Origin of the sequence: Sphingomonas sp. (assembly GCF_030145815.1) — a bacterium.
GTDB lineage: Bacteria > Pseudomonadota > Alphaproteobacteria > Sphingomonadales > Sphingomonadaceae > Sphingomonas.
On the sequence record NZ_JAIXHL010000039.1, the window covers coordinates 1 to 22488 of the forward strand.

Genomic DNA, 22488 nt, shown 5'->3' on the forward strand with positions numbered 1-22488 from the left:
GCCCGCTCCACCCGCCGTCCGGGTGCCGACGCCGATCTCGGCGGGTTCGGCGGATTGTTCGACCTCAAGGCAGCCGGCTTCACCGATCCGCTGCTCGTCGCGGCGAATGACGGCGTGGGCACCAAGCTCAAGCTCGCGATCGACCATGATTCGCATGACGGTGTGGGCATCGATCTCGTGGCGATGTGCGCCAACGATCTGATCGTCCAGGGCGCCGAGCCGCTCTTCTTCCTCGACTATTTCGCCACCGGCAAGCTGGTGAACGGCGTCGCCGAGCGCGTGATCGCGGGGATTGCCGAAGGCTGCAAACAGGCCGGCTGCGCGCTGATCGGGGGCGAAACCGCCGAAATGCCCGGCATGTACGCCGATGGCGATTACGATCTCGCTGGCTTCTGCGTCGGCGCGGTCGAACGCGACCAGCTGCTCGACGGCAAGACAATCGCTCCGGGGGACATTATCCTCGGCCTCGCCTCCAACGGGGTGCATTCCAACGGCTATTCGCTCGTCCGCCGCCTCGCCGCGGACAAGGGGTGGAAGCTGAACCGCCCGGCGCTGTTCGATCCCGAAGTGATCCTGCTTGACGCGCTCATGGCCCCGACGCGCATCTATGTGCGGAGTCTGCTTCCACAACTTCGCAAGGGCGCGATCCACGGCCTCGCGCACATCACCGGCGGCGGGCTGCTCGAAAACATCCCCCGTGTCCTACCCGAAGGCTGCCACGCCCGCGTCGACGCCGACAGCTGGGCCCAGCCGCGCCTGATGGCGTTCCTCCAGGCACAGGGGAATATCGAGCCACAGGAAATGGCGCGCACCTTCAACTGCGGCATCGGCATGGTCGCCGTCGTCGCGGCGGATCAGGCCGATGCGGTCGCCTCAGAGCTGGAAGCGGCTGGCGAGACGGTCCGTCGGATTGGTGTGATCGAGGCGGGGCAACGCGGGTGCACCGTCTCCGGCGGCGTCGAGACCTGGAGCGCCCGCGAAGCGTGGGAAGCGACGCATAATCAATAAGGGGCCGGTCGCCCTGAGCTTGTCGAAGGGCCGTCTTCCTCTGGAGTCCGCGAAGAGCGGTGCTTCGACAAGCTCAGCACGAACGGGTGTGATGAAACGCAAGCTCGGCATCCTGATCTCCGGTCGCGGATCGAACATGCAGGCGCTGGTCGAAGGGTCGCGCCTGCCTGACGCCCCCTATGAAGTCGCGCTCGTCGCGTCCGACAAGCCCGACGCCGCAGGCCTTGTTTGGGCGACCGAGCACGGCATCCCTACCTTCGCGCAGTCCCCCAAGGGGATGGTCAAGGCCGACTATGAGGCTGCAATCGACTCTGCATTGCGCAGCGCGGGTGTCGAAGCCATTGCGCTAGCCGGTTACATGCGCCTCCTCTCCGACGATTTCGTCGCGCGCTGGCGGGGCCGGATCGTCAACATCCACCCCTCGCTGCTGCCGCTCTACAAGGGCCTCGACACGCACCAGCGCGCAATCGACGCGGGCGACAGCCATGGCGGCTGCTCGGTCCATCTCGTGACCGAGGAGCTCGATGGCGGCGAGGTGCTGGGGCAGGCCAGAGTGCCGATACTTCCCGGCGACACGCCCGCCGCGCTGGCCGAACGCGTGCTCGCGGAGGAACACAAACTCTACCCCCGCATTGTCGCGGAATGGCTCAGCAGATGACCCCTCAGGCGAGCGCCGCGCTGGACAAGCTCCGCGCCATCGCGCTCGCCCTGCCCGAAGCAAACGAGAAACTCTCGCACGGCATGCCCGCCTTCTTCATCACCAAGGGCAAGATGTTCGCCTATTTCTGGCACGCGCATCATGGCGACTCCGTCACCGCGGCGATCGTCAAGACCAGCGGGCCGGAGGAACAGGCGATGCTGATCGAGATGGAACCCGACCTCTATTACCGCCCGCCCTATTTCGGTCCGTCGGGCTGGGTCGGCATGCATCTCGACCGGCCCGACACCGACTGGGACCGCATCGGCGACCGTGTCGCGATCAGCTGGGAACTCGTCGCCCCGCGCCGCCTGCTCGAAGCCGGCGGGCGCTGACCCGAAACAAGACAAAAGCCCTGAAAACTGTGGGATATTTTGCATCCGTAGCGCGTTTCGCCCCGTTATCGCACATAACAGGGAAAGTCAGCGCAATGCACGGGCACGGACGCGAACCACATCAGAAATCGGGCGTTGCCAGCGCCGAAGCGGGTCTGGTCCTGCTGGATGGTCCGGACGGCGTCGCTATCGCAATGACCCCCGACGCAGCTGAAGCGACGGCGCTCAGCCTGCAGCAGGCCGCCGCCGAAGCGCGAAGCCAGCCGCCCATGCAAATGCCAACGCCCGGTCTTTGATCGCGCCCTTGCGTCGCGTCGTTCCGCCGCCCAAACAGGTTCGATGCTGAAAGTAGCCAGCTACAATATGCGCAAGGCGATCGGCACCGATCGCCGCCGTCGGCCCGAACGCACGCTCGAGGTGCTTCGCGAGATCGACGCCGATGTCATCGCCCTGCAGGAATGCGACCGCCGCTTCGGCCAGCGTCAGGGCGTCATCTCTCCCCACATGCTGGAAGAACACAGCCCGTGGAAGGCGGTCTCGTTCGGCGTCCGCTCCGGGTCGATGGGCTGGCACGGCAATGCCATATTGGTGCGCAAGGACGCGCAAATCCTCGATTGCGAGATCATCCACCTGCCCGCGCTCGAACCGCGCGGCGCTGTGATGGCGGATCTGCGCATCGGCGGTGAAAGCCTGCGCGTCGTCGGCATGCACCTCGACCTGTCGGGCCTGTGGCGCCGGCGACAGGCGCATGCCATCCTGACCCATCTGGCGAGCAGCGAGCGCGCCATGCCGACAGTGATGATGGGCGACCTCAATGACTGGAGCGCGCAATCGGGCTGCCTGCGCGATTTCGGCAAGGAATTCAGCTTCGCTCCCACCGGCCGCTCGTTCCACGCCCGCCGCCCGATCGCCCGGCTCGACCGCATCATGGTCTCGGCCGATCTCAGCATCGGGGACTGCGGCGTCAACGACAGCGCCGCCGCGCGCACCGCGTCCGATCATTTGCCCGTCTGGGCCGAAGTGCGGCGCAACTGAGCGTGCAGGACAAGGAACTCCGCCTCGCGCTCGTCTGCTATGGCGGGATCAGCCTCGCCATCTACATGCATGGTATCACCAAGGAAATCTGGCACCTCGCCCGCGCCAGCCGCGCGCATCGCGATTTCGAACCGGCGACCGGCGCCAGCGAGCGCGTCTATCACGCCCTGCTCGATGCAATCGGCGATGAGGCCGGGCTGAACCTGCGCGTGATGGTCGATATCGTCGCGGGGGCCAGCGCCGGGGGGATCAACGGCGTGTTCCTCGCCCAAGCCGTGACCAGCGGCCAGTCGCTCGACCCGCTTACCGACCTGTGGCTCGAAGTCGCCGATGTCGACGCGCTGCTCAACCCCGATCACGGCCCATCGCACCGCTTCGCCAAGATGTGGGCGGTGCCGATCGCGTGGATGCTTGCGGGACGCGATTCGACGGTCAAGACCACGGTCGAACCCGCCGCCCAGGCCGAGGTGCGCGCCAAGCTCGAACGCTTTGTCCGCTCGCGCTGGTTCGAGCCGCCCTTTGGCGGCAAGCAGCTGACGAACATGCTGCTCGACGCACTGGAAGCGATGCGCGACGCCCCCGCCGGGCCGCGCCTGCTGCCCGAAGGACAGCCGCTCGACCTGTTCGTCACCGTCACCGATTTTCGCGGCCATCCCGAACGGCTGAAGCTCAATTCCCCGCCCGAAGTGGTCGAAACCGAACACCGCCTCGTCTTCTCGTTCAGCGACCATGGCAGCAGCGACACGCCGCTCGGCGATGCGGCGGAGCTCGCCTTTGCCGCGCGCGCGACCTCCAGCTTCCCCGGCGCGTTTCCGCCCGCCACCGTCGCCGAAGTGGACGCGGTGCTCGCCGAACGCGGCAGCAGCTGGCCCGGGCGCAGCAGCTTCCTCGAACACGCGTTGCCGCGCCAATTCGCCGCCGGAGTCGCTGAAACAGCCCCCCTTATCGACGGTTCGGTACTCGCCAACGCACCGTTCCGCCCCGCGATGGACGCGCTGCGCGAACGCCCCGCGCGCCGCCAGATCGACCGCCGCTTCGTTTTCATCGATCCCACCCCCGGCTATCGCATCGCCAGCGCGGGACCGGGTCCGCAAGAAAGCCCCGGCTTTTTCCGCACGATCATCGGCGCGCTGTCCGAATTGCCGCGCCAGCAGCCGATCCGCGACAATCTCGAATCGCTCGGCCAGCGTTCGGCGCAGATCGAACGCATGCTGACGATCATCGAACGCATCCGGGCGGAGGTGGAGGGACAGGTCGAATCGCTGTTCGGCTACACGCTGTTCCTCGACTACCCCACACCTAAGCGCCTCGCCGCGTGGCGGGCCCGCGCGCAACAGGCGGCGGCGTCGCGCGCCGGCTATGCCCACGCCGCCTATGGCCTGCTCAAGGTCGAGGGCGTCGCCGACCGCATCGCGACCCACCTCAACCAGATCGCCGACCTGCACGGGTCGGAACGCTGGCGACGGATGCGCGCCGCGATCGGGGAAGTGATCGACCGGCGCGGCGCGGACGATTTCAGCACCAGCCACAATGCCGCCGCCAGCCCCGCTACGCTCGACCTGCTGCGCGCGCATGACCTCGGCTTTCGCATCCGTCGCCTGCGCCTGCTCGCCCGCCGCGCGACCGAGCTCGATCAGGAAAATAGCCGCGCCGAACTCGCCCCGATCCGCACTGCGATCTACGACTCGCTCGCCGGCTATCTCGAATGCCAGCGCGCCGACCCGTTTCTCGGCATGCGCGAATCGATCCGCTCGCCCGATTGCGACGCCGGTGCGCTGATGGACGAACTCGCCGCGCGGATGGACCTGCGCACGCTCGACGACGAGACCGATGCGCGGCTGTCCGAGGGGCTGAGCCAGCTTCCCCGCGACCTGCGCCGCCCGATGCTGCTCGCCTATCTCGGCTTCCCCTTCTTCGACATCGCGACGCTCCCACTGCTCCGCGGCGAGGGGCTCAACGAATTCGATCCCATCCGCGTCGATCGCATCTCACCCGACGACGCCTGCGCGATCCGCAGCGGCGGCGCGGCGGCGACGCTCAAGGGCATTCAATTCAACAATTTCGGCGCCTTCTTCAGCCGCGCCTATCGCGAGAATGACTATCTCTGGGGTCGCCTGCACGGTGCGGACCGGCTGGTCGACATCATCCTGTCGACCCTCCCCCCCGGCGCGCGTCTCGCCCCCGGACGCGTCACGTCGATCAAGCGCGAGCTGTTCCGCGCCATTCTCGACGAAGAGGAACCGCGCCTCACCGCCGTGCCGGGGCTGTTCACCCAGCTGCGCGCCGAAATCGGCTGAGGCTGGTCAAGCGGGCGGTCCGCGCCTAAGCTGGTTGCATACGCAACAGGGTGATCGCGGCGGATGCAGTTTCTGAAGGCTTTGTTCTGGTTCTTGATCCTCGGCCTGGCGGCCGCATTTGCGGTGACCAACTGGCATCCGGTCGAGATCCACCTTTGGAGCGGCCTGATCGCCGACGTGAACCTGCCCTTCCTGCTGTTCGTCGTCTATCTCGGCGGGCTGCTGCCGATGCTGGCGATCTACCATACCGTGCGCTGGCGCATGCGCAGCCGGATCGCGATGCTGGAGCGGACGGTGGACGACCTCCGCCCCGCGCCCGCCGTCGTGCCCGCCCCGGTCGTCGCGACCGATCCCGGCGATCTCGAACCGCCCGCCGAAACGCCGTCCGCACCGCCGCTGGTGACGCCATGAGCCCGATCTACGTCGCCCTCGACACCCCCGACATCGAACGCGCCAAGGCGATCGCAACCCGCGTCCGCCACCATGTCGGCGGAATCAAGCTCGGGCTTGAGTTCTTCATGGCGAACGGTCGCCACGGCGTGCACGAAATGGCGGATATCGGCCTGCCGATCTTCCTCGACCTCAAATTCCACGACATCCCCAACACGGTGGGCAAGGCGGTGCAGGCGCTCCGCCCGCTCGAACCCGCGATCATCACCGTCCATGCCTCGGGCGGCCGCGCGATGCTGGAGGATGCTAAGGCCGCCGCACCAACGGGGACCAAGGTCGTCGCGGTGACGATGCTCACCAGCCTCGACGCCAATGACCTCACCACGATCGGTCTGTCCCCCGACCCGCACGAACAGGTCGTCCGCCTCGCCGAACTCGCCAAGTCGGCGGGCGTCGACGGCATCGTCTGCTCGGGCGAAGAGGTAAAGGCCGCGCACGCCGCCTGGAAAGACGGCTTCTTCGTCGTCCCCGGCGTCCGCCCCGCCAATGGCGGCGCCAACGGTTCTTTTGGGGCAGACCAAAAACGCGTCGTCACCCCCCGCGCCGCCCTCGACGCCGGCGCCTCGATCCTCGTCGTCGGCCGCCCGATCACCCAGGCGCAAGACCCTGACCTCGCCGCGCGTGAGATCGAGGCGACGCTTTAAGAATGCTCCAAAGCGACCCGCTCACGCTACTGATTTTGTTTGTGGTATCGAGTTTGGGTACCGGTTATTTTGCAATCATCAAAGCCAAGAAGCTTCGCTGGTCGCTGATTTCCCTGTTTCTCATCGGACCAGCAGCAATCACCGCCGCGCCTGTTTTAACCTGGGATATAGCCGGTCGCTGCATGGGCGACGCATGTACCGGTTGGGCCTATTTTGCAGCTTTCGTGCTGTGGGAGCTTTCGCCAGTTTGGGTTGGCGGCGGCGTTCTTGGTGCTGCGCTCGCACGAGCGGGCGAACGTTTGACCAAAGCATGACGACAGTCCAAGTCCGCCCCGCCACCCTCGCCGACCTGCCCCCTCTCCACCCCGTGGTCGAGCGCGCCTATCGCGGCGACGCCGCGCGGCAGGGGTGGACGCATGAGGCAGACCTGCTCAGCGACACCCGCACCGATCTCGAAACCCTCGCCACGCTGATCGACGGCAACAGCCGCATCCTCATCGCGCTCGACGGCGACACCATCCTCGGCTGCGTCAACATCGCCGACCGCGGCGATGGACTCGCCTATCTCGGCCTGCTGTGCGTCGATCCCACGATCCAGGCACGCGGCATCGGCAAGCGGCTCATCGCCGCCGCAGAAGCCGCCGCGCGCGACACCTTCGCCGCCACCAGCGTCGAAATGACCGTCATCGACCGCCGCGCCGAGCTGATCGCCTGGTATGAACGGCACGGCTACGCCCGCTCGGGCGAGACGCGCCCCTTCCCCGTCCCGGTCGATCCACCGCTGACCATGGTCGTGCTCGCCAAGCCCTTGTTCGACCAACGGCAATTGCCCTGACCGCACGGCGCGGTTAACCATGTGACGATATCACAACGTCCAGGGAGTTGATGCCGATGCGCGTCCTGTTGCTTGCCGCCACGATTCTAGCCACGCCCGCCCTCGCTCAGTCCGAGCGCGCGCCCATCGGCACCGGCGTCAGCGCCAGCGATCGCGCGAACAGCGCCGAACGCCCGATCCGCTTCGCCACCGCCGCCCCCACCGACGGCGTCCTCGTCATCCCGATGGCGGGAGCGACCGACCTCAGCCACGTCCCCGCCGCCCTCCGCGCCGCCGTCACCGACGCGGTCGCAACCGCCGGGTTCAAGGCCGCACCGGACAAGACGCTCTCACTCTACGGCGTCGGCGGCTATCACCGCATCGTCCTGATCGGTGTGCCCGCAGGCCAGCTCGACGCCGCAGCACTCGCCGATTTCGGCGGCCGCGCCGCACAGGAAACGCGCGACAATCGCCAGCCGGTCGCGATCCTCGCCGGCACGCTCACCAGCACCGCCACCGACCCCGCCGCTTATGTCGCACTCGGCGCCAGCCTCGGCCAATATCGCTTCGACAAGCTCAAGAGCGGCGTCACCGCCCCCGCCGCCCAGCCGCTGACGGTCGTCGCGCCGACCGGCGAAGCGACCTACACCCGCGAACTCGCCGGCGTCGCCGATGGTGCGCGCATGGCCCGCGACCTCATCACCCTGCCCTCCAACGCCAAGACCCCCGACAGCTTCGTCGCGGCCGTCCGCGCGCAGTTCGCCGGCGTGCCCAACGTACGCATCACCGTGCTCGACGAGGCCGAGATGCGGAAGCGCAACATGGGGTCGATCCTCTCGGTCTCGGCCGGATCGCGCCACCCCGCGCGCATGCTGATCGTCGAATATAGCGGCGCCGGAAACGCCGCCCCGCTTGCGCTGGTGGGCAAGGGCATTACCTTCGACAGCGGCGGCATCAGCCTCAAGCCCGGCGCGGGCATGGGCGACATGAAGGGCGACATGGCCGGCGCAGCCGCAGTGATGGGCGGCGTCTATGCCGCTGCAAAACGCGGAGCCAAGGCCAACGTCATCGGCATCGCCGCGCTGGCGGAGAATATGCCCGGCGGCAACGCCTCGCGCCCCGGCGATGTGGTGCGCACGATGAACGGCCAGACGATCGAGATCATCAGCACCGATGCCGAGGGCCGGATGGTCCTAGCCGACGCCAACCAATATGCGATCGATCGCTACAAGCCCGCCGCGCTCGTCAACATCGCCACCCTCACCGGCGCGGTCATCACCGCGCTCGGCGACGACTATGCCGGCCTGTTCGCCCGCGACGAAGCGCTGGCCGCCCGCGTCCAGTCCGCCGCCACCAGCGCGGGCGAACCGGTGTGGCGCCTCCCGCTGCACCCCAGCTACGCCAAGGACATGGAATCGCCGATCGCTGACATCGCTAACGGCACCACCAAGTCCGGCCCCGGCGCGGGCCGTGGCGCGCACTTCATCGGCTTCCTCACGCCCCAGCCGACTCCCTGGGCCCATATCGACATGGCCGGCGTCGACGGCGCCGACGAATCGCTGCCGACCATCCCCAAGGGCGCACGCGGCTACGGCGTCCGCCTGTTCGACGCGCTGGTCCGCGAATTCGAGAAATAGTCGCAATCCAATAATCCTCCCCCGCCAGGGGGAGGATTGGAAGGATCGCCCCTCGCCCCCAACTTCGCCCTTGCCAAAGCCCCACGCGAAGCCGATTGCCACCCCCGATGCCCGTCACCGCCAAAATCTGCGGCCTGTCCACCGCCGCGACGCTCGACGCCGCGATTTCAGGCGGGGCCAGCCATATCGGGTTCGTCTTCTTCCCGCCCTCCCCGCGCCACGTGACCTTCGACCAGTCCGCCGCGCTTGCCGCGCAGGTGCCGGATTCGGTCCAGCGCGTCGGCGTGTTCGTCGATCCTGAGGACGCGCTGCTCGATCAGGCGATCCGCTCCGGCCGGCTCGATGCGATCCAGCTCCACCGCGCCAGCCCCGAACGCGCCGCCGCAATCGGGTCGCGCACGCGATTGCCGGTCTGGGCGGCAGTAGCCGTCAAGACTCGCACCGATCTCGACACCGCCCACGCCTATCGCGGCGCGGCGCAGCGCATTCTCTACGACGCCAAGACGCCGGAGGACGCAAAGCTCCCCGGCGGCATGGGCCTGCGCTTCGACTGGACGCTGCTGCAGGGCTTCGACCACCCCCTCCCCTGGGCGCTCTCGGGCGGCCTCGACGCCGCCAACGTTGCCGAAGCGGTCGCAACCAGCGGCGCGCGCCTGGTCGACGTCTCCTCCGGCGTCGAAAGCGCACCGGGGGTGAAGGACGCGGCCAAGATCGCGGCGTTCCTGAAGGTCGTCGCATCGCTCTGATCCGACACCCACGCTTGCGAGCCGCCCCCGGCTTGGGCATGTCCATCAGCGCATCATGAGCCTCACACCCGCCTTTCTCGACGAGTTGCGCGCGCGCACCACGCTGTCGGCCCTGATCGGCCGCAGCGTAAAGATCACGCGCGCGGGCCGCGAGTATAAGGCGTGCTGCCCCTTCCATAACGAGAAGACGCCGTCGTTCACGATCAACGACGACAAGGGCTTCTACCATTGCTTCGGTTGCGGCGCGCATGGCGATGCGATCCGCTGGATGACCGAACATAACGGCCTGCCGTTCATCGATGCGGTCAAGGAACTCGCGCAGGCCGCCGGGCTCGACATGCCCGAAGCCGACCCGCGCGCCGCCCAGCGCGCCGAGCGGGCGAAGGGGCTGCACGAGGTCATGGCCGACGCCGCCAAATTCTACACCGATCAGCTCCACGGCATCGCCGGAGCCGAAGCGCGCGCCCTGCTCGAACGTCGCCGCGTCAGCGCCGAAACCGCGCGCACCTTCGGCATGGGCTACGCCCCCGACTCGCGCACGAAGCTGCGTGAGGCGCTCAAGTCCTATGGCGACGCGATGCTGGTCGAGGCAGGTCTGCTGATCCAGGTCGAGGGCAAGGAACCCTATGACCGCTTCCGCGGCCGCCTGATGATCCCGATCAAGGATGCGCGCGGTCGCGTGATCGGCTTTGGCGGGCGCATCATCGGCGATGGCGAGCCCAAATATCTCAACTCCCCCGAAACCCCGCTCTTCGACAAGGGGCGCTCGCTCTACAATCTCGACCGCGCCTCCGCCGCCTCGCGCAAAGCCGGGCGGGTGATCGCGGTCGAGGGCTATATGGACGTCATCGCGCTGGCGCAGGCCGGGTTCGGCGAAGCGGTCGCCCCGCTCGGCACCGCGATGACCGAGCATCAGCTCGAACGGCTGTGGCGCATGGCCGATGTGCCCTATCTCTCCTTTGACGGCGACAATGCCGGGCAAAAGGCTGCGATCCGCGCCGCCCACCGCGCCCTCCCCCTGCTCCAGCCGGGCCGTAGCCTCGCCTTCGTGACGCTCCCGCCGGGTCAGGACCCCGACGATCTCGTCCGCGCCGCCGGCCCACAGGCGTTCGAAGCGCTCCTCGCTTCGGCCCAGCCGCTCGCCGACCGCCTGTGGAGCCACGAACTGGCCGCCGAGCCGGTCGACACGCCCGAGGCCCGCGCTGGCCTCAAGCGCCGCCTGTCCGATCTCGCCGCGACGATTCAGGACGGCAATGTCCGCCACGAGTACATCAACGAGTTCCGCCGCCGGGTCGATGAGCACTTCTCCCCGCCCCCGCGCACCTTCACCCCGCGCACCCAGACACGCGGCCCGTTCAAGCCCGGCCAGCGCTGGCAGCCGCCCGAACCGCCCCCCAGCCCGGCCGTACAAGCGGTCGGCAGCGGCGGCATCGACCGCGTGCTGGCCAAGGCGGTGCTCGCCGGCCTGATCCGCCACCCCGCCGAAATCACCCGCCATGTCGAAACGCTGACCAGCCTCGCGCATGCCGATGGCGCGCTCGGTCGGCTGTTTGAGGCGGTGGTCGATGTCGCGCTGGAGGATCGGGCGCTTGATAGCGCGCGCCTGCGTACCATATTGGCGACGTCCGGTTTCGATTCACAAGCAGCAGAGTTGCTGCGCGCCGACCAGCTTCCCTTCACCTTCACCCAGAAGGAATGGGATGCGGGACGGGCCGCGCTCGACCTGGGTGAGGCGATCGCGGTGCTGGCAGCGCGGCCTCAGGTCGAGGCGGCGCTGGCAGAGGCAACTGCGGCGGTGCAGGCGCGTTTCAGCGATGAGGCATTTGAGCGCCAGGTCGCGCTGGTGAAGCGAAAAGCGGAGCTGGAAATGCGGCTCGCCAATCTGATGCTTGCGGACGAGACGTAATTAGGTGATTAGGGCGGCGTATAATTGCCGCCAGACGATTTCAAAGGCAGTCGATGGCAAAGGCAAATATGGCGGACGACACGGTACCCACGGAAACCGGTGACGCACCGCTGATCGATCTCAACGAAGGCTCCATCAAGAAGCTGGTGGCCCGGGCGAAGAAGCGCGGATACATCACTGTGGACCAGCTCAATGAGATGCTCCCGCAGGACCAGTTCACATCGGAGCAGATCGAGGATGTCATGTCCGCGCTCAGCGACATGGGCGTCAACGTCGTCGAGAATGAAGACGTTGGCGAAGACGGCGAGTCGGACGACGACACGCCGGACGAGGTCGATGCCGAGGGCAAGGACGACGAGCCCGCCTTCGAAGTCGCCAAGAAAAAGGAAACCGTCGATCGCACCGACGATCCGGTGCGCATGTATCTGCGCGAAATGGGCGCGGTCGAACTGCTCAGCCGCGAGGGTGAGATCGCGATCGCCAAGCGCATCGAGGCCGGTCGCGACACGATGATCCTCGGCCTGTGCGAATCGCCCATCACGTTCAACGCGATCATCGGCTGGTCCGACGCACTCAACGAAGGCACGATGCAGCTGCGCGAGATCCTCGATCTCGATGCCATGCTGTCCAAGGGTCCGTCGGCCGAGCAGGTCGAGGGCGCCGAGGACGATGATTCGGGCGAGATCAGCGAAAAGACCGCCGGTACCAGCTTCAAGGAAGAGGAAGAGCCCGAGGAGGCCGCCGCGGACGAGGATGAGGACGACCTCACCGAACGCCGCGCGCCGCGCATCTCGGACGATGAGGAAGAGGACAACACCCTCAGCCTCGCGCAGATGGAAGAAACGCTCAAGCCGCAGGCTCTGGAGAAGTTCGCCAACATCACCGCGATCTACAAGAAGTTCAGCAAGGTCCAGCAGAGCCGCCTCGACGCGATGGCGGCCGGTGGCGAGCTGTCGGCGGCGGACGAGAAGAAGTATCACAAGCTGCGCGAAGAGCTGACCGCCGAGGTCGAGAGCGTCCAGTTCCACAACGCCAAGATCGAATATCTGGTCGATCAGCTGTACAGCTACAACCGCCGCCTGACCGCGCTGGGCGGCCAGATGCTGCGCCTGGCCGAGCGCCACAAGGTCAGCCGCAAGGACTTTCTCGATCGCTATGTCGATCACGAGATGGACGAAAACTGGCTGGAATCGGTCGGCGGGCTCGACAAGAAGTGGAAGGCGTTCGTCGAGAACGAAGCCGCCGCCGTCGACCGCATCCGCGTCGAAGTGTCGGAGATCAGCCAGCAGACCGGCATGGCGCTCGGCGAATTCCGCCGCATCGTCAACATGGTGCAAAAGGGCGAGCGCGAGGCCCGCATCGCGAAGAAGGAGATGGTCGAGGCCAATCTCCGCCTCGTGATCTCGATCGCCAAGAAATACACCAACCGCGGCCTGCAGTTCCTGGATCTTATTCAGGAGGGCAATATCGGCCTGATGAAGGCGGTCGATAAGTTCGAATATCGCCGCGGCTACAAGTTCTCGACCTACGCGACCTGGTGGATCCGTCAGGCGATCACGCGCTCGATCGCCGATCAGGCGCGCACGATCCGCATCCCGGTGCACATGATCGAGACGATCAACAAGCTGGTCCGCACCAGCCGCCAATTCCTGCACGAACAGGGTCGCGAGCCAACTCCGGAAGAGATGGCCGAGCGCCTCTCCATGCCGCTGGAGAAGGTGCGCAAGGTGATGAAGATCGCCAAGGAGCCGATCAGCCTCGAAACGCCGATCGGCGACGAGGAAGATTCGCACCTCGGCGATTTCATCGAGGATAAGAACGCGATCATCCCGGTCGATGCCGCGATCCAGGCGAACCTCAAGGAAACGGTCACCCGCGTCCTTGCCAGCCTCACCCCGCGTGAAGAGCGCGTGCTGCGCATGCGCTTCGGCATCGGCATGAACACCGATCACACGCTCGAAGAGGTTGGCCAGCAGTTCAGCGTGACCCGCGAACGCATCCGTCAGATCGAGGCCAAGGCGCTGCGCAAGCTCAAGCACCCGAGCCGCAGTCGCAAGATGCGCAGCTTCCTCGACCAGTAAGGCCGGGTTGTCCGCAATTCCTCACCAGGGCCGTCCGTCCGGGCGGCCCTTTTGAGTCACCCCGCTTGCGCTTCCCCATTTCGCCGCTAGCCTCTGGTCCACAACAGAAAAGGACCGGGCATGCGGCATATCGCAGTGATCGGATCGGGGCCGGCGGGCTATTACACCGCAGAGGCTTGTCAGAAACAGTTCGGAGAGGATGTCCGTGTCGACATCATCGACCGACTGCCCGTCCCGTTCGGCCTGATCCGCAGCGGCGTCGCGCCGGATCACCAGTCGATCAAGAGCGTGTCCCGGCGCTATGAGGCGGTCGCGATCACCGAAAATGTCCGCTTCGTTGGCAATGTCACGGTCGGCAAGGATGTGACCATCCCCGAACTGATGCAGCTGTACGATGCCGTGGTGCTGGCGACCGGCGCGCCGTTCGATCGCCCGCTGGAGATCCCCGGCGCCGACCTGCCCGGCGTGACCGGATCGGCGGCGTTCGTCGGCTGGTATAACGGCCATCCCGATTTTGCCGAGCTCAACCCGCCGCTTGGCGGTCCGGGTGCGGTGGTCATCGGCAATGGCAATGTGGCGCTCGACGTCGCACGCATCCTCGCCAAGACGCGCGGCGAATTTGCCGGGTCGGACATCGTCTCCCCGGCGCTCGCCGCGCTCACCAGCTCGGGCATCGAGACGATTACCCTGCTCGGCCGCCGCGGCCCGCATCAGATTGCGATGACACCAAAGGAGCTGGGAGAGCTCGCCGACCTGACCCGCGCCGCCCCTGTGGTGGATGCCGCCGACTTCCCACCGGACATCGACGACGTGCTGCTCGAACCCGGCCTGCGCAAATCGGTCGCCCATTTACGCAAGTTCGCTGCCGCCAGCGTCGACAAGCCGGTCCATATCATCTTCGATTTCTTCGCGATGCCGCTGCGGATCGAAGGCGATGGCCGTGCCGAGCGCATCATCGTCGAGCGCACCCGCCTCGACGAACGCGGTGCTGCAGTCGGCACTGGCGAGACCTACGCGATTCCTGCCAGCCTGATCGTGTCCTGTATCGGATATCGCACCCCAAAGATCGAAGGCGTGCCCTATGACGATCGCGCCGGGCGCTTCGCCAATGACGAGGGGCGCGTGCTGCCCGGCCTCTACGCCGTCGGCTGGGCACGGCGCGGGCCGACTGGCACGATCGGGACCAACCGCCCCGACGGCTTCGCCATCGCCGAGAAGATCGCCGAGGACGCTCCGGGCGGCAGCGGCAAGGCGGGTCGGCCCGGCCTCGACGCGCTGCTTGCATCGCGCAATGTCGATGTCGTGACCTTCCGCGATTGGCAGAAGATCGACGCCGCCGAGATCGCCGGCGCGCGCAGCGATTCCCCGCGTGAGAAGTTCACCAGCGTCGCCGACATGCTCGACGCGCGCGGCGGGTAAAAAAGCGCGCGGGGCGCTTGCAAGGCGGGATATCGGCGGTTATAGGCGCGCCTCCAAGCGACGCGGTCTGCCCACCCGGGGCCTTTGCCAAGGACTTCGCCGCTCAGTCGGGGAATAGCTCAGCCTGGTAGAGCACTGCCTTCGGGAGGCAGGGGCCGGAGGTTCGAATCCTCTTTCCCCGACCATTAATCAATGATTTTGCTTTGAGCTCTGCAACCGCGCGAACAGCGCGTCGGGCGCCTGTCCATTCGGTATTGGATGATAGTCAAAAGCTAGCGTTGCGCGCGGCGTGATAGACCGTCATCGATGTTTCATGGCGACCACTACAATTTCTGTGCCCGGCGAACCCGGCAACATCGCGATTATGGCTGCAATTGGCCACGTCTGCTTGCAGTGGTCACGGCTCGAGATGGCAGTCCTCGGCCTCCTCGTGACGATTGAACCGATGGAGTTCGAGAAAGGGACTCTAATGTTCGGGGGGCTGGACCTTTTGCCCCGGCTAAGCACAGCTATCAGCTTAGCTCGGTACCACAAGCTGCCCTTGCCCATTGTTCGCAAGATCGAAGCCATCCGGAAAGAGTTGCAAAAGGGAGGACTAGCAGAACGTCGGAACCAAGCGGTTCACGGTGCGCATAGGGATCTTGTCGGATTCGAGACAACCTTAACGATGGTCAGATTCAAAGGCGACAAGCGTTCACAGCGCATCACTGCTCAATCGATTAATCAGATTGCTGAAGATGCTCACCGACTGGGGGACGCTGCTTGGAGCTTAATGGAAGAGATTCGCGATTGGACGTTCGCCCGAGACATACGTGCAGAGGAAACCGGATGACCCGACAGTTGGCCACTTTTTGCGCTTCATCGGCTCGTTGGCGCTGCATTCCAAATTCCGGGCGATAAACCTAACTCCTACAGCCCCTCGCCCCCCACCCAATGTGCATTGGACAGCCGCCGCGCGACGTCCCAGGTCTGGCGGCGGATATCCGGCACCGCGACAATCTCCCAGAACGCCCCGCGCGTCATCGGGCCGAGCGCGAACAGGCGCGGATTGGCGCAGCCATCGGCGCCGATCACCTCGCCCGCGCCGTTGACGTCGATCCCCAGATGCGCCGCATCGGGCCGGATCGCGCCGCTATCGCGTAACGCCACCAGCAGCGGGTCGGTCGTGCGCCCCAGATCGCCCAGAGGACCGGTGCAATTGACCACACGGCGCACCGGCATGATCTGCGCCACATCCGCCCCGCGCGGGCGCCAGTGCAGCGTCACCGCGCCGCCGCCAGCCTCGAACCCCAAGGTCTTGCCCGCGATAACCTCAAGCTGCCCCCGCGCCACCATCGCATCGAGCCGGTCAGCCACCTGCGGGGCGAGCCGGTGGCGATGTACGTCCCACCACGGGCGCAGATGCCGCAGGAACCGCGCGCGCTCCGCCGCGCTCGCATTCGCCCACATCGGCTGGGTGAAGGGCCGCAGCTCGTCTACCGCGTTGCGCCAGCCAATCTCCGCCGCCCGCGCGCGAACGCGTCGCACCAGTGCCGATGCGACCGTTGCGGGACGCTCGTCGATCCGCTCCCACGCCGCGACGCGCTCGTGCCGCCGGGGCAGCAACCCGCGTCGCGACAGCGCGACGATCCGCCCGCCAAAGCCGCGCGCCTCCAGCATCAGTGCGACGTCGATCATCGTCAGCCCGGTGCCGATCACCAACACCGTGTCGGAATCATTCAAGCCGTCCCCGACATCGCCCGCCCAAGGATCGCCCTTGTAGAGATCATCCGGCAACACCGCAGGATCGAGCCCCGGCGGATCGTGCGGCGGCAGATTGCCGACCGCCAACACCGCCGCATCCGCGCCGATCGCGCTTCCATCCGCCATCGTCAGCGCAACGCCGTCCGCCCGCTGCTCCAGCCCGGTCACCGCCCCGCGTACGACGCTCAGCCGCCCCGCACTCCCGGCAACCGCGGCGTCGAGCAGTTCGCGCAGATAGGCGCCATAGGTCACCCGCGCCGCAAAGGCGTTGCCCGCATCCGCCACCCCGCGCGCCGCCAGCCACTGCGCAAAATGGCCCGGCTGGTCGGGAAAAGCGCTCATATTGCTCGCCCGAACGTTGAGCACATGGCTGGGGTGCGCCGCGCCATAGGCGAGGCCAAGGCCCGGCGTCGCCGCGCGCTCGATCAGCGTCGCACGCGGTCCCTTGTGGCGCAGCAGGTTGATCGCCTGCAGCGTCCCCGAAAACCCCGCGCCGATGATCGCAACATGGTCGATCCGCATCCCGATCAGATCTCGTAGTCGAGTTGCCAGTCGGGCGTCGTAAAGGCGGGCGGCTGCTCGGCAAAGGCCGGCTGGCGCGCCTTCATCGTCGCGTAGAGCGACTTCACCGTATCGCTCGCCGTCCGCACGAACAGCATCGGCACAACCGCATGGACGATGCAGGCAAGCCCACCGCCCACCATCCGCACCCCGAACCCGGCGGCCGTCGCGAAATGCTCGCCATAGCTTTCGCCGACATCGCGGGGATGGTCCAGAAACACGCGCTTGAACATCATCGTCTCCGTGCATGCCGCTAGCCGCGCGGCGTGAAATCCTCGACCAGCTGGTAATGCTCGCCCGGAAAGATCTGGCGCGCGAACGTCACCGGCGCCTTGCCGCGCCACGTCCAGCGCTCGACCTGCAGGCACGGTGCGCCTTCGGTCAGCTTCAGCCGCCCCGCCGCCTCGGCGCTCGCCCCCACGGCTGCGATCCGGTGCCGCGCATCGGTCCACGGGATGTTGGCAAGCAGCCAGCTGCCCGGCGCAGTCGCCGAAAAATCCGCGTCCGCCGCGCCGGGGGCTGCGGCAAGGTCCAGCCAGCGTTCCTCCCACCCGAACGGGGCGCGCCCGGCATGATGCACCCCGGTCAGCACCAGCCACCCGCTGCCCGATCCGCGCACCGGAAATCCCGCTGGCGCGCGGCGGTGCAAATTCACTGTCAGCAATTCCCAGCGATACACCTCGCCGCGATCGGCGATCAGCGCCGCGATGTCCGGCACACCTACCACTGGCGTTCGGATCGCGGGCGGGGCAACGAAGCTGCCTGCCCGCCGCTTCCGCTCGATCAGTCCCTCGCGCGCAAGGCGGCTCAGCGCCTTATTCGCGGTCGCGCGGGCGCAGCGATACGCCTCCATCAACTCATATTCGGTCGGAACGCGCGTCCCCGGCCCCCATTCGCCCGAGCGGATGCGTGCTTCGATTTCGCCCCGAATTCGCGCCTCAATGCTCATGCCAGCAATTCCTGCAGCGCCACACGGTAGCGCGCCTCGATCACGTCGCGGTGCCGGTGCCGCCCGCCCGCAACCTGCTTGACCCCGCCGCGCCACACGCAATCGATCGGGCGGCGGCTGGCGAAAATCCAGCTATCGATCAGCGCGTCGCCACAGCGCCCCTCGAACGCCGGATCGCTGCGGTCGAGCGAGATGATGTCCGCCGAGCGTCCTGCGGCAAGCCCGGTTTCAACCCCCAGCGACTGCCCACCGCCGCGCACCGCCGCCTCGAACAGCCGCGCCCCGGTCGAGCGCCGCGCCGCACTCGCCAGCTGATTGCGCCCGCGCAGGGTCAAGCGCTGACCATATTCGAGCAATCGCAATTCCTCCGCCGCATCGATCCGCACGTTCGAATCGCTCCCCACACCAAGGGCGCCGCCGCTATCGAGAAATGTGCCCGCGGGGAACAGCCCGTCACCCAGATTGGCCTCGGTCACCGGGCATAGCCCCGCCACCGCCCCGCGCGCCACGATGTCGGCAACCTCACCCGCATCGACATGCGTCGCATGCACCAACGTCCAGCGCGTATCGACCGGCACTGCGTCGAGCAGCCAGCGCACCGGCGGCCGCCCGCTCCATGCGATGCAATCCTCCACTTCCTTCACCTGCTCGGCGATATGGATATGCACCGGCGCGTCCTTCGCGATCGGCAGCAGCGCGCCTAGCTCGTCCGGCGTCACTGCGCGCAGGCTGTGCGGCGCAATCCCGATTACGCCATCGGGCGGCAGCGTCGCGCCTGCGCGTGCCACCAGCTCGGCAAACCCATCGACGTCATTGATAAACCGCGCCTGCGCCGCGCCCGGAGCCTGCCCCCCGAACCCGCCATGCGCGTAAAACACCGGCAGCAGCGTCAGGCCGATCCCCGAAATCTCCGCCGCCGCCGCGATCCGCCCGCTCATCTCGCCAAGATCGGCGTAGCGCGACCCGTCGGGCGCATGGTGCAGGTAATGAAACTCGCCGACCCGCGTGAACCCGCTCTCGAGCATCTCGGCATAGGCGAGCGCGGCAATCGCCTCGCACTGCTCCGGCCCGATCTTGGCCACGAAGCGGTACATCAGCTCACGCCACGACCAGAAATCGTCATTCGACGCCCCGCGCACCTCGGTCAACCCCGCCATCGCCCGCTGAAACGCATGGCTGTGCAGGTTGGGCAGTCCCGGCAGCGCGGCGAAATGCCGCTCATCGCTCCGGTCGGGATCGACCCCGACCTCGACCCGATCGATCCGCCCATCCACCAGCGTCAGCCGGACCCGATCGGCCCAGCCATGATCCAGCAACGCAGTTTCGAACCAGAGCGCCATGCGAATATGTCTAGACATAATGGCCGCGCTGTCCAACACTAAACGCATGTCGATTCCTGCGGACAAACTCTGGCGCAACGCCCGACTCGCGACGATGACCGGCGACGATCTGGGCGTGATCGAGCATGGCGCAGTCGCGGCAACCGGCGACACTATCAGCTATGTCGGTCCCGACGCCGAAGCCCCGGATGCGGCAGAGATCATCGACTGCGACGACCGCTGGATCACCCCTGGGCTGATCGACTGCCACACCCACCTCATCCACGCCGGCAACCGCGCCAAGGAGTTCGAGGCGCGCCTCACCGGCGCAAGCTATGAGGAAATCGCCCGCGCCGGCGGCGGAATCCTCTCCACCGTCAAGGCAACCCGCGCCGCCAGCGAGGACGAGCTAGTCGCCACCGCCCTCCCCCGCCTCGACCAACTCATCGGCGAAGGCGTCACCACGGTCGAAATCAAGTCCGGCTATGGCCTCACCCTCGACGACGAACTCAAAATGCTCCGCGCAGCCCGCCGCCTCGGCGAGCTCCGCAACGCCCGCGTCCGCACCACCCTGCTCGCAGCCCACGCCGTCCCGCCCGAGTATCGCGGCGATGCGGACGGCTATGTCGACCTCGTCTGCGAGCGCCTAATCCCCGCCGCGATCGGCCTCGCCGATTCCGTGGACGCCTTCTGCGAAGGCATCGGCTTCACCCCGGAGCAGACCGACCGCGTCCTCACCGCCGCAGTCGCCCACGGCCTGCCGGTCAAGCTCCACGCCGAACAGCTCTCCAACCTCAACGGCGCCGCTCTCGCCGCTCGTCACGGCGCGCTCTCCGCCGACCATCTCGAACATCTCGACGCCGTCGGCATCGCCGCGATGGCCACCAGCGGCACCGTTGCCACACTCCTCCCCGGTGCCTTCTACTTCACTCGCGAAGAGCGCCGCCCACCCATTCAGGCCTTGCGCGACGCAGGCGTGCCGATCGCGCTCGCCACCGACTGCAACCCCGGCACCTCGCCAATGGCGTCGCTCCTGCTCGCGATGAACATGGGCGCGACCTTCTTCCGCCTGACCGTCGCCGAATGCCTGCGCGGCGTCACCGTCAACGCCGCCCGCGCCCTCGGCATCGACGGCGGCACGCTTCAACCCGGCCAACCCGCCGACCTCGCCATCTGGAACATCTCCGACCCCGCCGAGCTGGTTTATCGCATCGCCGCCAACCCCCTCCATGCACGAGTTTTCGCAGGTCAATGATTACCCCCGGCAACACCCCGCTCAGCATCTGGAACGCCATCTATCGCGGCGAGCCGGCGCCGCTCGACCCGTCCTGCCACGACAAGGTCGCCGCGAGCGCGCAGGCGGTGCAGGACATCCTCGCCCGGCACGAGCCGGTGTACGGCATCAACACCGGCTTCGGTAAGCTCGCGAGCGTCCGCATCGGCGACGAAGACCTCGAAACGCTCCAGCGCAACATCGTGCTCAGCCACGCCGCCGGCGTCGGCGACCCGATGCCCGCTCCCGTCGTCCGCCTGATGATCGCGCTCAAGCTCGCCAGCCTCGCCCAAGGCCATAGCGGCGTGAAGCCCGAGACGATCGCGATGCTTCAGGACATGCTCGACCGCGGCATCACCCCCATTATCCCCTCGCAGGGATCGGTCGGCGCCAGCGGCGATCTCGCCCCGCTCGCGCACCTCGCCGCCGCGATGATGGGCGTGGGAGAGGTCGAAATGGGCCACCGCCGCATGCCCGCGCGCACCATGCTCGGCGGCCTGACGCTCGGCCCCAAGGAAGGGCTCGCCCTGCTCAACGGCACCCAGTTCAGCACCGCCTACGCCCTCGCCGCCCTGTTCGAGACCGAAAAACTGTTTCGCGCCGCGCTCGTCACCGGCGCGCTCTCGACCGAAGCCGCCAAGGGCTCCGATACCCCGTTCGACCCACGCATCCATCAGGTGCGCGGCCATCGCGGCCAGATCGAGGTCGCACAGACGCTCGCCGGGCTGATGGACGGCTCCGCGATCCGCGCCTCCCACCGCGAGGGCGATGAGCGCGTGCAGGACCCCTATTGCCTGCGCTGCCAGCCCCAGGTGATGGGTGCCTGCCTCGACCTGATCCGCCAGGCCGCAGCCACCCTCGCGATCGAGGCGAACGGCGTCACCGACAACCCCCTGATCTTCACCGACACCGGAGAGGCCCTGTCCGGCGGCAATTTCCACGCCGAACCCGTCGCCTTCGCCGCCGACATGCTCGCGCTCGCCATCTGCGAAATCGGCAGCCTCGCCGAGCGCCGCATCGCGATGCTGGTCGACCCCGCGCTCTCCGGCCTCCCCGCCTTCCTCACCCCGCGCCCCGGCCTCAACTCCGGCTTCATGATCCCGCAGGTGACCGCCGCCGCCCTGGTCAGCGAAAACAAGCAGCGCGCCCACCCCGCCAGCGTCGACTCAATCCCGACCAGCGCGAACCAGGAGGATCATGTATCGATGGCCGGCCATGGTGCCCGCCGTCTGCTCGCCATGACCGCGAACCTCGCCCACATCCTCGGCATCGAATATCTCGCGGCGGCGCAAGGCTGCGACTTCCACGCCCCGCTCACCTCCAGCGCACCGCTCGAAGCCGCCCGCACCCTGCTGCGCGAGCAGGTGCCAACACTGGAAGACGACCGCCACTTCGCCCCCGACATGGCACTGGCGACCGCGCTGGTGACCAGCGGCGCACTAGGCGAGGGATCTGTAATTTGCAGTTGCTCGGCGGTTGTCCCTTGAGGGTCTCAAGGATCTGTCCGCACTCGCCGGCCGATGGGTCGGTGGTGCTGTATCGGGTCTCACAAGGCCGGGCGTTGCATTGACTCG

Annotated in this window: 22 protein-coding genes and 1 tRNA gene; 19 read left to right on the forward strand and 4 right to left on the reverse strand. The window is 67.2% G+C overall.

Annotated features, from left to right (window positions below; translation table 11 throughout):
* The 17 genes from purM to KYX69_RS21190 form a co-directional block, all read left to right on the forward strand.
* Window positions 1–1008: phosphoribosylformylglycinamidine cyclo-ligase (purM, locus tag KYX69_RS21110; protein ID WP_300501225.1), on the forward strand; the 1008-nt coding region annotated here is incomplete at its 5' end.
* A 91-nt stretch (window positions 1009–1099) separates the two neighbouring features.
* A complete protein-coding gene (gene purN, locus KYX69_RS21115; protein ID WP_300501227.1) occupies window positions 1100–1666 on the forward strand; it encodes a phosphoribosylglycinamide formyltransferase in 567 nt (188 codons plus the stop codon).
* Window positions 1663–2040: an MmcQ/YjbR family DNA-binding protein gene (locus KYX69_RS21120; protein ID WP_300501229.1), complete on the forward strand. Its 378-nt coding sequence runs from the start codon at window positions 1663–1665 to the stop codon at window positions 2038–2040. Before purN ends, KYX69_RS21120 begins: the two co-directional genes overlap by 4 nt.
* A gap of 95 nt (window positions 2041–2135) precedes the next feature.
* A complete protein-coding gene (locus KYX69_RS21125; protein WP_300501231.1) occupies window positions 2136–2336 on the forward strand; it encodes a hypothetical protein in 201 nt (66 codons plus the stop codon).
* Between the two features lie 43 nt (window positions 2337–2379).
* Window positions 2380–3075 (forward strand): endonuclease/exonuclease/phosphatase family protein, encoded by a 696-nt coding sequence (locus KYX69_RS21130; RefSeq protein ID WP_300501233.1) that lies wholly within the window; start codon window positions 2380–2382, stop codon window positions 3073–3075.
* A gap of 2 nt (window positions 3076–3077) precedes the next feature.
* A complete protein-coding gene (locus KYX69_RS21135; protein WP_300501234.1) occupies window positions 3078–5372 on the forward strand; it encodes a patatin-like protein in 2295 nt (764 codons plus the stop codon).
* 63 nt (window positions 5373–5435) lie between these two features.
* Window positions 5436–5783 carry a hypothetical protein gene (locus KYX69_RS21140; protein WP_300501236.1) on the forward strand — a complete coding sequence of 116 codons (348 nt, stop codon included), beginning with the start codon at window positions 5436–5438 and terminating at the stop codon, window positions 5781–5783.
* Entirely contained in the window at window positions 5780–6466 is a 687-nt protein-coding gene (gene pyrF / locus KYX69_RS21145; RefSeq protein ID WP_300501237.1) for an orotidine-5'-phosphate decarboxylase, read from the forward strand. The genes KYX69_RS21140 and pyrF overlap by 4 nt, the downstream gene beginning before the upstream one ends.
* A gap of 2 nt (window positions 6467–6468) precedes the next feature.
* Window positions 6469–6780, forward strand: a complete 312-nt coding sequence (locus KYX69_RS21150) for a hypothetical protein (protein ID WP_300501239.1) — start codon at window positions 6469–6471, stop codon at window positions 6778–6780.
* The gene (locus KYX69_RS21155; protein WP_300501241.1) at window positions 6777–7301 is read left to right on the forward strand and encodes a GNAT family N-acetyltransferase; all 525 of its coding nucleotides are present in this window, start codon (window positions 6777–6779) and stop codon (window positions 7299–7301) included. Before KYX69_RS21150 ends, KYX69_RS21155 begins: the two co-directional genes overlap by 4 nt.
* Window positions 7302–7357: 56 nt before the next feature.
* Window positions 7358–8917 carry a M17 family metallopeptidase gene (locus tag KYX69_RS21160; RefSeq protein ID WP_300501243.1) on the forward strand — a complete coding sequence of 520 codons (1560 nt, stop codon included), beginning with the start codon at window positions 7358–7360 and terminating at the stop codon, window positions 8915–8917.
* A 107-nt stretch (window positions 8918–9024) separates the two neighbouring features.
* Window positions 9025–9663 carry a phosphoribosylanthranilate isomerase gene (locus KYX69_RS21165; RefSeq protein ID WP_300501245.1) on the forward strand — a complete coding sequence of 213 codons (639 nt, stop codon included), beginning with the start codon at window positions 9025–9027 and terminating at the stop codon, window positions 9661–9663.
* Between the two features lie 55 nt (window positions 9664–9718).
* Window positions 9719–11569: a DNA primase gene (gene dnaG / locus KYX69_RS21170; protein ID WP_300501247.1), complete on the forward strand. Its 1851-nt coding sequence runs from the start codon at window positions 9719–9721 to the stop codon at window positions 11567–11569.
* 53 nt (window positions 11570–11622) lie between these two features.
* Window positions 11623–13650 carry an RNA polymerase sigma factor RpoD gene (gene rpoD, locus KYX69_RS21175; RefSeq protein WP_300501249.1) on the forward strand — a complete coding sequence of 676 codons (2028 nt, stop codon included), beginning with the start codon at window positions 11623–11625 and terminating at the stop codon, window positions 13648–13650.
* 120 nt (window positions 13651–13770) lie between these two features.
* Window positions 13771–15069: an FAD-dependent oxidoreductase gene (locus KYX69_RS21180; protein ID WP_300501251.1), complete on the forward strand. Its 1299-nt coding sequence runs from the start codon at window positions 13771–13773 to the stop codon at window positions 15067–15069.
* A gap of 108 nt (window positions 15070–15177) precedes the next feature.
* A tRNA-Pro gene (locus KYX69_RS21185) sits at window positions 15178–15254 on the forward strand.
* Between the two features lie 128 nt (window positions 15255–15382).
* Window positions 15383–15901 carry a hypothetical protein gene (locus KYX69_RS21190; protein WP_300501252.1) on the forward strand — a complete coding sequence of 173 codons (519 nt, stop codon included), beginning with the start codon at window positions 15383–15385 and terminating at the stop codon, window positions 15899–15901.
* Window positions 15902–15978: 77 nt separating this feature from the next.
* Here the strand turns inward: KYX69_RS21190 and KYX69_RS21195 are convergent, their stop codons facing one another.
* The 4 genes from KYX69_RS21195 to KYX69_RS21210 are packed head-to-tail and all read right to left on the reverse strand — an operon-like array spanning window position 15979 to window position 19680.
* Window positions 15979–17334: an FAD/NAD(P)-binding protein gene (locus KYX69_RS21195; RefSeq protein WP_300501254.1), complete on the reverse strand. Its 1356-nt coding sequence runs from the start codon at window positions 17332–17334 to the stop codon at window positions 15979–15981.
* A gap of 5 nt (window positions 17335–17339) precedes the next feature.
* Window positions 17340–17606 carry a DUF6356 family protein gene (locus KYX69_RS21200; RefSeq protein ID WP_300501262.1) on the reverse strand — a complete coding sequence of 89 codons (267 nt, stop codon included), beginning with the start codon at window positions 17604–17606 and terminating at the stop codon, window positions 17340–17342.
* Between the two features lie 20 nt (window positions 17607–17626).
* Window positions 17627–18322 (reverse strand): UTRA domain-containing protein, encoded by a 696-nt coding sequence (locus tag KYX69_RS21205; RefSeq protein ID WP_300501256.1) that lies wholly within the window; start codon window positions 18320–18322, stop codon window positions 17627–17629.
* Window positions 18319–19680 carry a formimidoylglutamate deiminase gene (locus tag KYX69_RS21210; protein WP_300501258.1) on the reverse strand — a complete coding sequence of 454 codons (1362 nt, stop codon included), beginning with the start codon at window positions 19678–19680 and terminating at the stop codon, window positions 18319–18321. The genes KYX69_RS21205 and KYX69_RS21210 overlap by 4 nt, the downstream gene beginning before the upstream one ends.
* 34 nt (window positions 19681–19714) lie before the next feature.
* On the opposite strand from KYX69_RS21210, the gene hutI reads away from it, so the two are divergent.
* Both hutI and hutH read left to right on the forward strand, forming a co-directional pair.
* Complete coding sequence (hutI, locus tag KYX69_RS21215; RefSeq protein ID WP_300501264.1) at window positions 19715–20896, forward strand: imidazolonepropionase; 1182 nt, start codon at window positions 19715–19717, stop codon at window positions 20894–20896.
* A complete protein-coding gene (gene hutH, locus KYX69_RS21220) occupies window positions 20893–22401 on the forward strand; it encodes a histidine ammonia-lyase (RefSeq protein ID WP_300501260.1) in 1509 nt (502 codons plus the stop codon). Before hutI ends, hutH begins: the two co-directional genes overlap by 4 nt.
* The last annotated feature ends 87 nt before the right edge of the window (window positions 22402–22488 follow it).

What these genes read in the sequence shown, in the direction of transcription:
- purN (WP_300501227.1), top strand. Translation starts at nt 1,100, where the DNA reads ATGAAACGCAAGCTCGGCATCCTGATCTCCGGTCGCGGATCGAACATG.
- KYX69_RS21120 (WP_300501229.1), top strand. Translation starts at nt 1,663, where the DNA reads ATGACCCCTCAGGCGAGCGCCGCGCTGGACAAGCTCCGCGCCATCGCG.
- KYX69_RS21125 (WP_300501231.1), top strand. Translation starts at nt 2,136, where the DNA reads ATGCACGGGCACGGACGCGAACCACATCAGAAATCGGGCGTTGCCAGC.
- KYX69_RS21130 (WP_300501233.1), top strand. Translation starts at nt 2,380, where the DNA reads ATGCTGAAAGTAGCCAGCTACAATATGCGCAAGGCGATCGGCACCGAT.
- KYX69_RS21140 (WP_300501236.1), top strand. Translation starts at nt 5,436, where the DNA reads ATGCAGTTTCTGAAGGCTTTGTTCTGGTTCTTGATCCTCGGCCTGGCG.
- pyrF (WP_300501237.1), top strand. Translation starts at nt 5,780, where the DNA reads ATGAGCCCGATCTACGTCGCCCTCGACACCCCCGACATCGAACGCGCC.
- KYX69_RS21150 (WP_300501239.1), top strand. Translation starts at nt 6,469, where the DNA reads ATGCTCCAAAGCGACCCGCTCACGCTACTGATTTTGTTTGTGGTATCG.
- KYX69_RS21155 (WP_300501241.1), top strand. Translation starts at nt 6,777, where the DNA reads ATGACGACAGTCCAAGTCCGCCCCGCCACCCTCGCCGACCTGCCCCCT.
- KYX69_RS21160 (WP_300501243.1), top strand. Translation starts at nt 7,358, where the DNA reads ATGCGCGTCCTGTTGCTTGCCGCCACGATTCTAGCCACGCCCGCCCTC.
- KYX69_RS21165 (WP_300501245.1), top strand. Translation starts at nt 9,025, where the DNA reads ATGCCCGTCACCGCCAAAATCTGCGGCCTGTCCACCGCCGCGACGCTC.
- dnaG (WP_300501247.1), top strand. Translation starts at nt 9,719, where the DNA reads ATGAGCCTCACACCCGCCTTTCTCGACGAGTTGCGCGCGCGCACCACG.
- rpoD (WP_300501249.1), top strand. Translation starts at nt 11,623, where the DNA reads ATGGCAAAGGCAAATATGGCGGACGACACGGTACCCACGGAAACCGGT.
- KYX69_RS21180 (WP_300501251.1), top strand. Translation starts at nt 13,771, where the DNA reads ATGCGGCATATCGCAGTGATCGGATCGGGGCCGGCGGGCTATTACACC.
- KYX69_RS21190 (WP_300501252.1), top strand. Translation starts at nt 15,383, where the DNA reads ATGGCGACCACTACAATTTCTGTGCCCGGCGAACCCGGCAACATCGCG.
- KYX69_RS21195 (WP_300501254.1), bottom strand. Translation starts at nt 17,334, where the DNA reads ATGCGGATCGACCATGTTGCGATCATCGGCGCGGGGTTTTCGGGGACG.
- KYX69_RS21200 (WP_300501262.1), bottom strand. Translation starts at nt 17,606, where the DNA reads ATGTTCAAGCGCGTGTTTCTGGACCATCCCCGCGATGTCGGCGAAAGC.
- KYX69_RS21205 (WP_300501256.1), bottom strand. Translation starts at nt 18,322, where the DNA reads ATGAGCATTGAGGCGCGAATTCGGGGCGAAATCGAAGCACGCATCCGC.
- KYX69_RS21210 (WP_300501258.1), bottom strand. Translation starts at nt 19,680, where the DNA reads ATGTCTAGACATATTCGCATGGCGCTCTGGTTCGAAACTGCGTTGCTG.
- hutH (WP_300501260.1), top strand. Translation starts at nt 20,893, where the DNA reads ATGATTACCCCCGGCAACACCCCGCTCAGCATCTGGAACGCCATCTAT.